This is a genomic window from Micromonospora sp. NBC_01739 (assembly GCF_035920385.1).
Classification (GTDB): domain Bacteria; phylum Actinomycetota; class Actinomycetes; order Mycobacteriales; family Micromonosporaceae; genus Micromonospora.
This window is the reverse complement of the sequence record NZ_CP109151.1, coordinates 852,638-865,115: the sequence shown is the minus strand read 5'-3', so window position 1 is coordinate 865,115 and position 12,478 is coordinate 852,638. Positions and strand designations below refer to the sequence as shown.

Here is a 12,478-nt window from a genome sequence, read left to right as displayed (position 1 = left end):
GCACGTCTACGACCAGACGTGCCTCCTGGTTGAGGCACACATGCGAGTTGCGTTTTGGACAAGGCCCCGAGCTGGATCGGCACCGATCCCCCGTTACCAACGCCGCCGTGATCACGGCGACCGGCATCCCGCCGCGTTGCGCAACCTGTTCAACCGGCTCCTTGGCTGTCTGCATCACTGCCTGGCGACCGGGCAGCTCTACGATTCCGACAAGGCGTTCCGGACGATCGGCACGCCCGTGCCCGCCGCTGCTGGGTGACGCTGGCAGGCTCAGCTCCATGGACGACGGCAAGGACTGGTACGACTGGCACCGCCCCTACACCGATCCAGGATCGCCGCTGGCACATCGGCTGCGGTTGGTCCAGCAGCACATCGCCGCCTGGCTCGACCAGCGACCGGATCAACCCCTGTCCGTGCTCAGCATGTGCGCTGGCCAGGGACACGACCTTCTGGGCGTGCTGGCGTCACGGCCTGACGCCGGGCGGGTCCACGCCACGCTGATCGAGTACGACTCGCGGAACGTCGCCGCGGCCCGGGTCAGAGCAGCCGCGGAGAACCTCGAAGCGGTGACCGTCCTCCAGGCCGACGCCGGCGACCTGACCTCCTACCGGGACGCCGTGCCGGCTGACCTCGTCCTCATGGCCGGAGTCCTGGGCAACATCAGCGACGCCGACATCCGCGCAACTGTCAGCGTGCTGCCGCAACTCTGCGCGGCCGGTGCCACGGTGATCTGGACCAGGACACGACGGGCGCCCGACCTGACCCCGGCGATCCGAACCTGGCTCTCCGCCGTCGGCTTCACCGAGCGGGCATTCACCGCACCTGACGGAATGCTGTTCTCCGTCGGGGTTCACCGCTTCACCGGCACCCCGCAGCCACTGACCACCACCGGCAAAATCTTCCAGTTCCTCCCATGAGCAGAGGCAAAGCCTTGACGCTTCTGGAGATCGGAGGTCTTTTTGATCGTCCCCAGCCGGGGACTGCTCGGTCGCCCTGCCCGGTATGACTTACTGCCCCTGTCGTACGCATGATCCGGGGGGTGTTGTCGCTGGGTCGGGTGGCGTCGGCGGACCGCTGATAGGGACACGGCCACCCGCTTGGGTAGGTCTCTTCGTAACGTGGCTGCCGGCAGTCCGACGCCAGACCAGCGGCCGAGGCGGCGCCACGGAGAAGGAGAGATGGGGTGGACGGCGGTTACGGGGTGTTCCTCGGGTTGGACGTGGGCAAGGGTGATCACCACGCGGTCGGGCTGGCTCCGAATGGCAAACGGCTGCACGACGCACCGCTGCCGAACACCGAGGCCCGGCTGGGGCAGTTGTTCGACAAGCTCGGCCGCCACGGCGCGGTTCTGGTTGTGGTCGACCAGCCCGCCTCGATCGGCGCCCTGCCGGTCGCGATCGCCCGAGCATCCGGGCATCCGGGCATCCGGGCATCAGGTGGCGTACCTGCCCGGCCTGGCGATGCGCCGCATCGCGGACCTGCATCCCGGCACGGCGAAGACCGATGCCCGCGACGCCTACGTCATCGCCGACGCGGCCCGGACCCTGCCCCACACCCTGCGCAGGGTCGACACCGGCGACGAGACCCTGGCCGAGCTGGAAGTCCTGGTCGGCTACGACGACGACCTCGCCGGCGAGGCCACCCGGGTGTCGAACCGGATCCGTGGCCTGCTCACCCAGATTCACCCCGCCCTGGAACGCGTCCTCGGCCCGAAGGTGCAACACCGGGCGGTCCTGGAGCTGCTGTCGCGCGGCGGCGGACCGGCCGGGCTGCGCAACGCCGGCCGCCGCAAACTGGTTTCGATCGTGGCCGCGCATGCCCCGCGCATGGGTGAACGCCTCGTCGAACAGGTCATGACTGCACTCGACGAGCAGACCGTCACCGTTCCCGGCACCGCCGCTGCGGAGACGATCCTGCCCCGCCTGGCCGACTCGCTGCGCGATGTCCTGCGTCAACGCGCCACCGTCGCCGCCGAGGTCGAGAGGATGCTTGATGCGCACCCTCTTGCTGGGGTCCTGACCTAATAACTGGCGAACGGCGAGGCTGGGGCGTCTGCCCGGCCCAGCCGTGGGTGGTGACCTGGCCGGGATGCCTTGTCCTGACCATGGGCCGCAGAGCCCTTCATTGAGACCGGCGCAACCCCGGCCGGGTCATCGCCAACTGTCGTTGATCGAGGATGTCGGACGTGACTCGAGCCCGTCCGCATGGCCCATACCTCACCGGTGGAGAGCCTGGAGCTCTGGCATGAAGACCGGAGCCATGCGGATCGCTGGGATCGTGAACGGCTCAATCGGAGGGCAGGCCACAGAGCCTCGTTATTAGGGCGCCGCACGATCTCGCTAGGGCAACTGACCAGGAGAAATAGGTGGGAAGGACCACGGTTGGCAACGATATTCTGCGGCATCGACTGGGCCGAGCGGCATCACGACGTCGCCCTGGTTGACACCGACGGCAAGCTGGTAGCCAAACGCCGCATTCCCGACTCCGCTGACGGGTTCGCCGAGCTGATGCGGATGCTGGCCGATGCCGGTGACAGCCGCGAGGACACGATCTCGGTGGCGATCGAAACCCCACGCGGACTCCTTGTCGCGGCATTGCGGGAAACCGGACGCGCGATCTACTCGATCAACCCCATGGCCGTCGCCCGCTACCGCGAACGGCACACCGTCTCGCGTAAGAAGTCCGACCACGCCGACGCCATGGTGTTGGCCAACATCCTGCGCACCGACGCCCACGTCCACCGACCACTACCGGCCGACAGTGAACTCGCCCGTGCTGTCACGGTCCTCGCCCGCGCTGCCCAGGATGCCGTCTGGCGGCGGACCAAGGCCCTGCAAGAGCTGCGGTCACTGCTGCGCGAGTACTACCCAGGCTTCCTCGCCGCGTTTCACCGCAGCGGCGTTACCAATCTCGCGAGCCGCGAAGCCCGCGAGATCCTCGCGCTGGCTCCGACACCAGCCGCCGGCGCCACACTCTCTGCGGCCCGCATCGCCACCGCTCTGCGGCGATCCGGTCGGCAACGCGGCATCGATGCGCTAGCCGACAAGATCCACCATGCGCTACGCGTCCCCCAGCTGCGCCAGCTTCCGCTCGTCGAGGACGCCATGGGCCGCCAAGCGCTCGCGCTGCTGGCCACGCTCAACGCCGAGTGCGACAACGCCGACCAACTCGGCCAAGCGGCCGTCGAAGCGTTCACCCAACATCCCGACCACACGGTGATCACCAGCTTCCCCGGCATGGGCGATCTCAGCGGAGCCCGACTCCTGGCCGAAATCGGCGACGACCGCGACCGATTCACCGGCGCTCGCGCGATAAAGGCATACGCCGGCTCAGCACCAGTGACGAGGGCCTCCGGCCGCAGCATCGCCATCACACGCCGAACCGTCAAGAACGACCGACTCAACACCGTCGGCTTCCTCTGGGCCTTCGCGGCCATCCCCAGGCCCGGTCCAAGCAAGGACCACTACGACCGTCGCCGCGCCCGCGGAGACCGACACGCCGCCGCCCTACGCCACCTGTTCAACCGCATGCTCGGCCAACTCCACCACTGCCTGCAAACCGGCCAGACCTACGACCCCGTCAAGGCCTTCGGCCGGCCATCCGCACCCGTCGGCGCCGCAGCCGCTTGACACTTAGCAAGATCGGAGGTCTCGATGCCCGGCATCGACGTCAGAACCGCCGCCCGGATCCTCCTCGAAGTCGGCGACGGCACCTCCTTCGCCACCCCCGGCCACCTCGCCGCCTACGCCGGCCTCGCACCCGTCACCCGACGATCCGGCACCAGCATCCGCGGCGAGCACCCACCCCGAGGCGGTAACAAGCAGCTCAGACGTGCATTCTTCCTCGCCGCGTTCGCCGCCCTGGCCGACCCGACCAGCCGCGCCTACTACGACCGCAAGAGAGCCGAAGGAAAACGTCACAACGCCGCCCTCATCTGCCTCGCCCGCCGCCGATGCGACGTCCTGTTCGCCATGCTCCGCGACAAGATCGCCTACCAACCACCGACGCCCAGGACAGCATGAGATCAGCTGCATGCGACCATGGTCGCCATGACGAGCACCAGAAAGGGCGATGGCGCGTAAGCCACCGGCGCAAGTACGCGCCGCCGCACACCGCCGCCTTGACCAGCCCGTTCCCAGCATCCCCGGCCTCAGCCCACGCGGCCGCGCCGCGGTCGCCCACCTCGAACGAAGCCGGCTATGGCCTGGCACGGCACGTGAGGCCCTCGACGCATGGACTCAGTTCCTGCGCGACCCCTACCACCGGCTGTTCAACCCGGCATACGGCTGCGGCGTCCTCGCCTGCTGCCCCGACCCGGTCGAACTACGCCGCATCCTGCACATCATCACCCACGCCCTGCCACGGCACGACGCCCGCGCACTCCGCCGCCGCATCGCTGAACTCGACGACCAGTGGTGACACGAGCCTTGACGCAACCCATAGGGACACCCCCCCCCGATTTGGAACGCCCTACGTCGAGTTCAGCGTTCCGGCCGAGGACGGCCTACACCTGAGTCTCAACCCGGAGCACGCTCGCGGCCTCGCCGCCGCCCTGCTCCGCGCCGCTGACACCGCCATTCAAGGCGACGCCCCCGCAGTGACACACACCAACGCGAACGACGACGCTCCACCCTCGAACAGAGCCGTCAGCCGTAACCCGGTCTGGGGCCAGCGGCGGTCTTGATCCCGCTGTCGAGGTCAGCGTGGATAGGCACGGCTGCCCGAACGGGCAACCGTGCCGAACGCTGCCAGAAAGGATCACACATGACCGACACCACGCCCGGCCTCCACACGATCGAGGTCGCTGACGACGTGTACGACGTGCTCAAGCGCACCGCCGACAACCGAGACACCGACATCAACGGCGCGCTGCGCTACCTGATCGAGGCTCCGACGCCTCGGACGGCTGCCGAGGACGACGACGAAGACGAACCGCTCGCACGACAGGTGCCGCCGAGGTTGGGCTGACCCGACTCGGCGGCACCTGTCGTACTCAACCCGTGTGCCTAGAAGTACCGCTCTCCGCGCCTGCGGCGGCAAGCAGTCGTTGCGCCGTGCGTTGCGTGATGCCGAGCTGCTGAGCCAGAGCGACACCGAGGCCGCGCCGGTCACGCCCGGCGCGGTCGGCCTCGGCCAAGAGCGCGACGGCGGCGGGAAGCCGAGGGTCATCGGCGTACGGGTGCGGTTTGCGGGCACCGGTCGTGCCGGGGGTGCGGCCGGTGGACTTTCGGCCCGTGCGGGCGTCGGCGACGGCCCACACGGTGCGCCGGAACCACAGACGACGCAGCCGCCCGTCCGGAAGCATCTCGACTCGGTCGGGGTGGTCGTACAGGGTGTCGGGCAGGTTGCGGTACGAGCCGTAACCGAGGACCCTCGCCGCCGCGCCCGAGCCGATGAGATCCTCCGGGTCGCCGCGGCGGTCGACCTTCGTCAGCTCGGCGCGTTTCGCGGCCAGGTGCGCGGCGTGGAACGCCTCGATGTCGTCGAGCCAGAACCAGTCGCGGCCGTCGTGCTGGAAGCCTTCGGGGAAGCCGAACCGGGTGCGGTGGCGATGCCAGTGGTTGACCGTGGAGTAGGCCGCACCAGTGAACGCGGCGACTCCGGCCCGGTTGAGGGCGATCCGTCCGCCGATCATGCGTCGTCCCACGCCCCCATCCTCCCTCCGATGGTGGCTCGCTGCCGGTGCCGTGCCGTCGAGGCGGCCACGGCTCGCCGTAGTATCGGCGGCACGCCCCGGCTTGGGTAGAAGCGGCGTTGTGTCCGCAGGCGGCCCGGAGTGGGCGAGGTGGCCGGTCGGGAACTACGCGCACCCTCGGGTGTGCCCGCCGGCCACCGACCCACCTCGTTACTCCCGTGGGCGCAGCACCTTCCACGCCACGTGCGCCATGTGGTCGATGCGCAGTGCGGCCAGTTTCGTGCGGGTGGCGGGTTTGAGCGCGTCGTACACGGTCAGGATCGCGGCGGCGGTGGTCGCGTCCACCAGCACCCCGTCGATCTTGCGGCAGTTGCCGCGCTTCGCCTCCCGCAGCAACTCGATCACGCGGGGGTCGCCTACTGTCGCGTCGTCGGGGAGGGCGTCGATGTCGGCCAGCCCTTCGCAGTCGGGGCAGTTCACGAGGTGCGGGTCCTCGGTGACACGGCTCAACGGCACATCGGCTGCGCCGCATACCGGCCCTATCCGGCGGCGGGCCTTCGCGTGCGTGAGGGCGGGCCACCCGTGCCGCCCTGTGTTGTCGGTGGTCATGGTGCCTCTCCCGCCTGGTGGGTCCAGATGCCGAGCGGGTGACCGGGTGCGATGCGACCTCGGCCAGGGGCGAGGGTGTCGAACACGTCGGAGTACCGTTCGTGGAGTTGGCCCCGGGTGCGTATCAGGTGTTTGCCTCGGGTGAGCTTCGCGGGCAGGGACTCGACCACTCGGCCGATCAGCCCGTACAGGTCACGGGCCTCGATGAGGTCGGCGCACCCCTGGCAGGCCGACCAGCGTTCGCCCCATGCCTGGGTGAAGGCGTGCTCGGTGTCGGTGCGGCGTACCCGTGCCGCGTGGTGCCGGGCCTGGTAGTCGCCCACGGCGACCACCTGTGCGGTGACTCGGCGGGCGTCGGTGATCTGGTTCGCGCATCGGTAGATCCAGGCCGCGTCGGGTGTGGAGCAGAAGTCGCACTCGATGATCGGGTCGGGAATCTCGGTGATGGGCATCGGCTCGGGCCGGTGGTCGCTGCGCTGGCCGCGCTGCTCGGCCGCGTGCAGGTACTCGACGATCACGCCGAGGTTGTTGAAGCGGATGTTGAGCGCGCGACGGCAGCGGCGGCAGTAGAGCGACTCCGGGACCGGTGCCGTGCTCACGTCGAGTCCTGCCGCCTCGGCGGGACGGCCGGAACCCTCGGGGTGCGGAGAGTGTGGTGCCATTACCGGTCGCCTCCGTTCTGGTTGCGGGTGTGCTGCGGCCAGGCGGGGTTGGCGGGGTCGAGGGTCAGCCCGAGGCGCAGGCTGGCGAGGTCGACCAGCCGCCGTAGCAGGCTCGCGGTTCCGCTGCTGAGGTCGGCGTCGTAGTCGTGGGCGATGCGGCAGGCGAAGCGCAACGCCACGCATGCGGAGGTGAGCGCGGCCTTCATCGCGGCGCGGTCGTCGGCTCGGGTCGCTCGCTTGACCTTTGCGGCCGGGTAGGTGCGCTCGTCGCCGTTGGGGAAGCGGAGGGTGTAGCTGCGGGCGTAGGTGGTGTGTGGGGTGGAATAGCGGACGTCGGTGACGGTGCCGAGGCGGTACTCGGTGGCGTCGGATGGTTTGATCACCCGGGCGGTGTCGCCGTATTCCATGGACCGGTACATCACAACTCCGTTCACGGGTGAGGGCTAGCTGATGGGGTGGTCGATCTCGCCGCCGCCGGCCGTCATGCCAGCCGCCCCTCGTCCGTTGCGGGCTCGTCGCCGGGCGGGGTGGGTGGGAAGGCGAGGAGGATGCTGGCGAGGGTGCTGCCACCCGGGTCGTCGGTGATGGCGGCGCAGGCGATGAGCGCGACTCCGGCAGCGGCGGCTTGGGCCGGGGTGTAGCGCACGCGCACGGTGCGGGTGCCGTCCGGGGTGGTGGCGCGGACCTCGACGCGGCCTGGCTGCCAGGTCGAGACCGGCAGCCGCTCGTCCGGCACCGCGTTGACGGTGCCGCGCAGTGCCTCGCGCAACGAGGCGCGCAGGTGCTCGCGGCGGCGGGCGGCAATCGCCTCCCACCTCGACGCCGCCTTTTGGTGGGCGGCGCGGTCGTCGCCGGTGGCGACCGCCGCGCGGGCGTGGAACCGTTCGGCGTTGCCGGTGGCGTGGGCGAACTCGGCGGCGAGGTCGAACAGTCGGTCTGGATTCATCGGGTACTCCGTCAGTGAGTCGAGGGGTTGTCGCCGGGGGTGCCGCGCGGCCCGGGGTAGGACCGTGGGGCCGCGCGGCACCACGTCGCGGCGGTCAGGGATGGGCGGCCGGTGGCCCTGCCACGCCGTCAGGGGTGGCCGGTGGCCATGCCGTCTCCCCGTCAGTGGAGAACGGTGGGGCGGCCTTCACGTGAGGTAGGCCGGGGTCGAGTTTCTGGCCGATGCGGTCGAGGCTGATCGCTCCGTACGCGGTCAGGTGCGCGCCCACGGCGAGGGCCTGCGTGCCGGTGAGCAGCACGACGAGGCGACGGGCCTGCCTGTCGTGGACGTGCAGCTCGACGTGGCCGTTGGTCAGTGGCCGCACCGGTAGGAACCGCTCGACCTGCGCGCCTTCGGGTGCCGTCGCCCAGATCGCCGAGCAGAGTTCGTTCCATTGCTCGTTGACGAGGGCTTCCCACTGCTCGGCGCGAGTCGTGTGGGTGACGTGTTCGGCGTGGGTGGTGGAATGTTCGGCCATCGCGCGGGCTACCTCGGCCGCCGCGAAGTGAGCACACACTCGGTTGGCCAGCGCGATCATCGAGGTGGCCGTCGGCGCCGGGGCGTGCAGAGGCGTAGCGGCGGGCTCCGGTTCTGGCGGGGCCGTCGCGGCGGGCTCGGTGGGGACAGGTGCGGTACCGGTGGCGGGTTGCGCCCCGGTACCGGGGCCGGGCGCGCTGGCCCGGCCCCAATGCCGGCCCACCTCAGACCGCCAGCAACTCGAACGCGCGGGCCTTCAGGTCCGCACCGGCACCGGTCAGCGCCCGCGTCGCCCGAACCAGGTCGGTCTTGGCCGGGGCGAAGTGGTCCACGTACTCGGTGATGGCCTGGTATCCGGCCCACCGGGTGCCCTTGATCGCCTTCTGCGTGTCCGCATCCCGGATCAAGTACCGCAACGTGTTCGTGCGCTGCTTCGCGTTGTTCTTCGCGGTGTCGGAGGCGTCGTCGGCGAGCGGCCACACCTGCGCGACGATCTTCTCGAACTCGCCCATGGTCAACGACTCGTTGATCATCTTTTCGGCTTCGGTCTCGAAGTCGCGGAACGCCTTCCACATCAGACCGAGGGCCTGCCGCGCCTCGGCGATCTTGCTGGTCACGTTCGAGGTGTGCCGGAACGTGTACGAGCTACGCGACCGCTGGTAGGCGAGAGCTTGGGTGTTCGCGCACACGATGCGGACCGGGGTCGCGTCAAGGCGAAGAGCTGCCGTGCCGTCGTGGCTGGTGGTGGCCGCGAGATACAAGTCCATGTCGTCCACTGCGGCGATCCGCATAGCCTGCGGCAGCTTCATGGTCACGAACACCGAGCGGCCCTTGCGCATCGAGCCGGCGGTCTCGAAGTGCGCGCCGGAGGCGTCGACCAGGAGGTTGAGGGTCTCGGCGACCTGCTCGTTCTGCACCACGCTGTAGTCCTCGCCGACCACACCGAGGTACTCGGTCTCACCCGTGACGGGGTTGGTCCGCACGGTCATGTACTTGTCGGGGCAGTCGACCTTCGTCACCCCACGCTCGGTGACCTCGATGCCCTGAAGGGCGATCTTGCGGACCTCCCAGCCGCCGAGCCACGCCTTACTCATGACCTCCTGCGCGGTCATGCACGAGTCGGTGACCGTGCCGAGCTGATGCCAGGCGGTCAGCCGCGCGGAGGCAAACGCCGTCTGGCCGTTCGCCAGGGTTTCCAGTTCGTGTGCCACGGTGGCACCCCTTCCAGGTTGTGTTTGGGCAGGCGGCGGGCCGGGGCTACGACCCCGGGCCGCGCCGTCACTAACAATGTTTCCTGCCTCCACCGGCGGATCAAGACGATCGGTTCGAGTCGATCGAGGTTTCTGCGGCGAATCTGACGCCCACCGCCGGGCGTGGCCTACCGGGTGTCGGTGGCCGGGCGTAGCCGCCCGTCCGGCCCGTACACGTACGCGCGGACGGTTTTGAACGGGGCCGGTAGGTAGACGGTGAACCCGTGTTCGGGGATGAACCGGGTCCGGTACGCCCGGGTGATGCCCAACAGGTACCGGTCGGGTTTGTCACCGTGCGACCCCGGCGGGATCATGCCCGCCCCGGGCCGGTCGGCACGGGCGCGGCGGTGCCGACCGAGCGCGAGGTGCGGGCAGAGTGACAGGGCGGCGGTCATGCACTCGGGGTGCCCCGGCGGGTCCGAGTAGCGCATCAACTCAGCCGCGCGAGGTCCGCCGAGGAACGCCACCCAATACCCCATCGGCTCACCGCACAACGAGCACCTCCGTTCGGCAGCGAGGCAGGTCGAGACGGTGGTGTTGATCGTGGTGAAGTCCACATGCGACCCGCCGCCGGTCGAGTCGGGGTGGATGTTGACCGGCGGGACGGGTAGGCCGCGCCGCGCGTCGTGGGGACGCGCGGCCAGCGACGGCGGGATATCGGGCGGGCCGGTGGGCGAGGTGCCGGTCACGACGCACCGGCCGCACGATCGGTCCGGGCGTTGGTCACGGTGACGTGTGGTTGCTGTGACCGCAACACGGCGTGCGCCTGTTCCCATTGCGCCTCGGTCAGGCACAGCGTGACCGGTTCGAGGTTCGCGCCGGTCATCGTCGCGGCCATGACGCCCGCCTCGTCCGCCGAGTCGAACACGGCCACCCGGTCGCCACCGGCAACCATGTAGACGCGCGCCTCGTCGGCGGGCCGGGACATCAAGGCGGTACGGCGGTGCTCGGCCAGCCACCGGCCGACCACCTCCGCCGGGTCACCGGTCAGCGTGCCGGTGTCGTACGCCTCGTCATCGAGCCACGCGAGGTGATCGGCGACCGTCCAATCGGGGTGGATGAGCCATGACTGCCGGACAGCCTGCCAGATGGTCAGCCGTGCCGGTGCGCCGATCGGGTCGGCCGGTTGCGAGCCGTTCGGGCCAGGCACCGGGCATAGCGGGGTGCCGTCGTGGTGGGACGTGGCCGGGCGCGAGGCGAATCCGTCGAGGGGCCAGCGACCCGGCGGCACGGGTCGGGCGGGTTCGCCGCATTCGGGGCAGCGCAGCGACCCCGGCGCGACCGTCGGGCCGTGGGCGTGGTGGTCATGGTCGTGGGGGGTGGTCATGGTCCGTTCCTTCCGTGGCGCTGTGGGTGGGCGTGCGGGTGCCGGGGCCGGGCATGGGTGCCCGGCCCCGGCGGGGCGGTAGGTCAGGCCGGGACCGGCGCGGCGGTGGCCTCGTCGGTGCCGGCCTCGTCGGTGCTGGTCCGGTCACCGGCAGACGGGGTGGTGTCGGTCTGCGGCGGGGTCATGAACGCGCGGACCTCGGCGGTCGGGGCGGGCGGGTTGTCCGCGAGGGCGTAGGTTTCCGGGGCCTCACGGGTCAGGACCAGCACCCCGAACCCGGTCAGCTTCTCCATGCCGTTGCGAACCGCGCCGGGGCTCCGTCCGCCGATCTCACGGGCGACGGTGCCGGGGGTCACGTCGTGGCCGGGGCCGAGGTCACGCATGAACGCCTCAACCCGGTTACGCAACTCGTTCTTGCCCAACTTGACCGAACCGTCACTGTTGATCTCACCCGTGGTGCGACCGGTGCCGTTGGTACGGCGGGCCGAGGGGCGGCGGATCTTGCGGGAGTGCCCGCACGTCGGGCACGTCGTGTGCGTCGGCGCGTTGGCCGGGTCCACCGTGGCGAGGTCCCCATCTCCGATCACCCACAACTCGTCACCGTCCTCGGTGACCGGCAGGCGACGGGCAGCACCAGCAACCTCCATCGCGGCGAGGATCGTGTCGCCCATCGCCACCGACAGGCCGCTCTCCCCGATCGCAGCGTCGGCGGTGATGCCTTCCGGGTGCCCACCGAGCACACCGGCCATGATCAACACCTTCAGGTCGGGCTGGCGCGGCCCGACCGGTGCCCCGGACACGGGCGCGCCGGACACCGGGGCCTCGGGCAGCGGCGCCTCGTCGGCCGCTTTCGCCGGACCGGTGGCCGGGGCGTCGGTGGTGGGCGTCGGCTCGTCGGCGGTGGCCGGGGCGTCGGTGGTGGGCTCGATGTCGGCAGGGGTCGGAGTCGTGTCGCCGGTGGCCGGGGCGTCGTCGGCGGGCGTCGGCTTGTCGGCGGTGGCGGGGGCGTCCTCGGTGGCCGGGGCGTCGTCGGTCGTGGTGGCGAGTTCCCACATGTCGGCGCTCTTGCGGTTGCCCTTGGTCGGGTCGGGGGTGCGGGTGGCGGTCCCGGCGGCTTCCATGGCGGTGAGCGCCTCGGTGACGACCGGTAGCGGCAGGTTCGCCGTTCCGGCCAGCTTGCGGGCGGTGACGCCGGGGTGCTCGCGCAGCGCCTCGGCGACGGCGGACCGGGCCTCGTCGCTGCCGGGGGTCAAAACAATGTTCGCGGTCATGGCAATACACCTCCACATAAGGGGTCGACAAATAGCGATTCCGCGTACGCGCAATGCGTATTGTTTGCGGTTCCGCCGGGGCGGTTTTTGTTGCCCACGTCCATGGACGCTCGATGCCCGATTGTTGTCAACCCCGCCACCCAAGACTCTTTACCTGGGGCGACACAACGCCACGCCGATCCTCCTATCCGGGAACCCCTATCGCCGCATGATGCGCCATTAAACGGCCCCTATTCGACGCTGCGCCGCGTTCGGCGCACCT

Annotated in this window: 15 protein-coding genes and 2 pseudogenes; 7 read left to right on the top strand and 10 right to left on the bottom strand. The window is 70.1% G+C overall.

Annotated elements, in window-relative coordinates; genetic code table 11:
- Positions 1-136: 136 nt before the first annotated feature.
- The 7 genes and pseudogenes from OIE53_RS03865 (at position 137) to OIE53_RS03835 (ending at position 4,968) form a co-directional block, all read left to right on the top strand.
- On the top strand, positions 137-259 hold the full coding sequence (locus OIE53_RS03865; protein ID WP_442791376.1) for a hypothetical protein: 123 nt from the start codon (positions 137-139) through the stop codon (positions 257-259).
- A 19-nt stretch (positions 260-278) separates the two neighbouring features.
- Positions 279-917, top strand: a complete 639-nt coding sequence (locus OIE53_RS03860; protein WP_327025170.1) for a methyltransferase domain-containing protein — start codon at positions 279-281, stop codon at positions 915-917.
- 266 nt (positions 918-1,183) lie between these two features.
- Positions 1,184-2,021 (top strand): annotated as a pseudogene (locus OIE53_RS03855) (IS110 family transposase); the annotation flags it as partial.
- A gap of 360 nt (positions 2,022-2,381) precedes the next feature.
- Positions 2,382-3,629: an IS110 family transposase gene (locus OIE53_RS03850; RefSeq protein ID WP_327025169.1), complete on the top strand. Its 1,248-nt coding sequence runs from the start codon at positions 2,382-2,384 to the stop codon at positions 3,627-3,629.
- A 21-nt stretch (positions 3,630-3,650) separates the two neighbouring features.
- Positions 3,651-4,022, top strand: a pseudogene (locus tag OIE53_RS03845) (transposase); the annotation flags it as partial.
- Between the two features lie 49 nt (positions 4,023-4,071).
- On the top strand, positions 4,072-4,419 hold the full coding sequence (locus tag OIE53_RS03840; protein ID WP_327025168.1) for a hypothetical protein: 348 nt from the start codon (positions 4,072-4,074) through the stop codon (positions 4,417-4,419).
- A gap of 345 nt (positions 4,420-4,764) precedes the next feature.
- Positions 4,765-4,968, top strand: coding sequence for a hypothetical protein (locus OIE53_RS03835; protein ID WP_327025167.1), 204 nt, complete (start codon positions 4,765-4,767; stop codon positions 4,966-4,968).
- A gap of 25 nt (positions 4,969-4,993) precedes the next feature.
- Here OIE53_RS03835 and OIE53_RS03830 read toward each other — a convergent pair whose 3' ends face one another.
- From OIE53_RS03830 to OIE53_RS03785, 10 genes are all read right to left on the bottom strand, one after another.
- A complete protein-coding gene (locus tag OIE53_RS03830) occupies positions 4,994-5,635 on the bottom strand; it encodes a hypothetical protein (protein ID WP_327027074.1) in 642 nt (213 codons plus the stop codon).
- A 210-nt stretch (positions 5,636-5,845) separates the two neighbouring features.
- Entirely contained in the window at positions 5,846-6,244 is a 399-nt protein-coding gene (locus tag OIE53_RS03825; RefSeq protein ID WP_327025166.1) for a hypothetical protein, read from the bottom strand.
- Positions 6,241-6,843 carry a hypothetical protein gene (locus OIE53_RS03820; protein ID WP_327025165.1) on the bottom strand — a complete coding sequence of 201 codons (603 nt, stop codon included), beginning with the start codon at positions 6,841-6,843 and terminating at the stop codon, positions 6,241-6,243. Before OIE53_RS03820 ends, OIE53_RS03825 begins: the two co-directional genes overlap by 4 nt.
- A 62-nt stretch (positions 6,844-6,905) precedes the next feature.
- Positions 6,906-7,325 (bottom strand): hypothetical protein, encoded by a 420-nt coding sequence (locus tag OIE53_RS03815; RefSeq protein ID WP_327025164.1) that lies wholly within the window; start codon positions 7,323-7,325, stop codon positions 6,906-6,908.
- 62 nt (positions 7,326-7,387) lie between these two features.
- Positions 7,388-7,852 (bottom strand): hypothetical protein, encoded by a 465-nt coding sequence (locus OIE53_RS03810; RefSeq protein ID WP_327025163.1) that lies wholly within the window; start codon positions 7,850-7,852, stop codon positions 7,388-7,390.
- A 94-nt stretch (positions 7,853-7,946) separates the two neighbouring features.
- On the bottom strand, positions 7,947-8,429 hold the full coding sequence (locus OIE53_RS03805; RefSeq protein WP_327025162.1) for a hypothetical protein: 483 nt from the start codon (positions 8,427-8,429) through the stop codon (positions 7,947-7,949).
- Positions 8,430-8,592: 163 nt separating this feature from the next.
- Positions 8,593-9,579 carry a DUF932 domain-containing protein gene (locus tag OIE53_RS03800; RefSeq protein WP_327027072.1) on the bottom strand — a complete coding sequence of 329 codons (987 nt, stop codon included), beginning with the start codon at positions 9,577-9,579 and terminating at the stop codon, positions 8,593-8,595.
- Positions 9,580-9,746: 167 nt separating this feature from the next.
- Entirely contained in the window at positions 9,747-10,307 is a 561-nt protein-coding gene (locus OIE53_RS03795; RefSeq protein WP_327025161.1) for a hypothetical protein, read from the bottom strand.
- Positions 10,304-10,945, bottom strand: a complete 642-nt coding sequence (locus OIE53_RS03790) for a hypothetical protein (protein WP_327025160.1) — start codon at positions 10,943-10,945, stop codon at positions 10,304-10,306. The genes OIE53_RS03795 and OIE53_RS03790 overlap by 4 nt, the downstream gene beginning before the upstream one ends.
- Positions 10,946-11,028: 83 nt before the next feature.
- Complete coding sequence (locus OIE53_RS03785) at positions 11,029-12,216, bottom strand: hypothetical protein (protein WP_327025159.1); 1,188 nt, start codon at positions 12,214-12,216, stop codon at positions 11,029-11,031.
- Positions 12,217-12,478: the final 262 nt, after the last annotated feature.

Coding starts and splice junctions, on each gene's coding strand:
- OIE53_RS03805 (WP_327025162.1), bottom strand. CDS start 8,429: ATGATCGCGCTGGCCAACCGAGTGTGTGCTCACTTCGCGGCGGCCGAG.
- OIE53_RS03815 (WP_327025164.1), bottom strand. CDS start 7,325: ATGTACCGGTCCATGGAATACGGCGACACCGCCCGGGTGATCAAACCA.
- OIE53_RS03835 (WP_327025167.1), top strand. CDS start 4,765: ATGACCGACACCACGCCCGGCCTCCACACGATCGAGGTCGCTGACGAC.
- OIE53_RS03790 (WP_327025160.1), bottom strand. CDS start 10,945: ATGACCACCCCCCACGACCATGACCACCACGCCCACGGCCCGACGGTC.
- OIE53_RS03785 (WP_327025159.1), bottom strand. CDS start 12,216: ATGACCGCGAACATTGTTTTGACCCCCGGCAGCGACGAGGCCCGGTCC.
- OIE53_RS03830 (WP_327027074.1), bottom strand. CDS start 5,635: ATGATCGGCGGACGGATCGCCCTCAACCGGGCCGGAGTCGCCGCGTTC.
- OIE53_RS03825 (WP_327025166.1), bottom strand. CDS start 6,244: ATGACCACCGACAACACAGGGCGGCACGGGTGGCCCGCCCTCACGCAC.
- OIE53_RS03860 (WP_327025170.1), top strand. CDS start 279: ATGGACGACGGCAAGGACTGGTACGACTGGCACCGCCCCTACACCGAT.
- OIE53_RS03840 (WP_327025168.1), top strand. CDS start 4,072: ATGGCGCGTAAGCCACCGGCGCAAGTACGCGCCGCCGCACACCGCCGC.
- OIE53_RS03810 (WP_327025163.1), bottom strand. CDS start 7,852: ATGAATCCAGACCGACTGTTCGACCTCGCCGCCGAGTTCGCCCACGCC.